Origin of the sequence: Paenibacillus sp. JSM ZJ436 (assembly GCF_044383795.1) — a bacterium.
Classification (GTDB): domain Bacteria; phylum Bacillota; class Bacilli; order Paenibacillales; family Paenibacillaceae; genus Paenibacillus_AQ; species Paenibacillus_AQ algicola.
Map to the genome: position 1 here is coordinate 1 of NZ_JBISEO010000049.1, position 637 is coordinate 637.

Annotated in this window: 1 protein-coding gene; it reads left to right on the forward strand. The window is 48.2% G+C overall.

Translation table 11 applies throughout. From position 1 onward, the window contains the following. Window positions 1-18 precede the first annotated feature (18 nt). On the forward strand, window positions 19-637 hold a 619-nt coding region (locus ACH6EH_RS20190; protein ID WP_397333593.1), incomplete at its 3' end, for a helix-turn-helix domain-containing protein.

Sequence of the window (637 nt, forward strand, 5' to 3'; positions counted from 1 at the left end):
GATAGGGTGGTCATGACGATGTGGACTCCAATTAGCAATAAAGATAACCTGATTGCAGAGATGTTTCGAGTTGCAATGGCGCTTGAGAAACCATGGGAACTCACGCACATTGAATATGATGATCAGGATGAAGCCTGGCATTTGTTTGTCGATTTCGAGAAAGGCGCTGAGTTCGCTTGTCCCAACTGCGGGGCATCAAGCAAGGTTCATGATACTGCCCAGAAACATTGGCGGCATCTTGATTTCTGGAATTGGAAAACCTATATCCATGCCAGAGTACCAAGAACAGAGTGCGCGAATTGCGGTAAAATATTGCTTCTCCCTGTTGCATGGTCACGTCCGAAGTCACACTTTACGCTGTATTTTGAAGCCTGGGCCATGCGTCTCATGGCGGAAATGCCTGTAAATGCTGCCGCCCGTGAGCTTCGAGAGCATGATACCCGCATGTGGCGGATCTTTCGTTACTACGTGAATACAGCGATGACAGCATTGGATTTGTCGAAAGTGAAGCGAGTTGCCGTGGATGAGACTTCTGCACGCCGTGGCCATCGTTATATTACGTTGTTTGTAGATGTCGATACCAAGTTAGTGCTGTACGCGACGGAAGGCAAAGGGAAAGATACCCTTGTACGCTTTC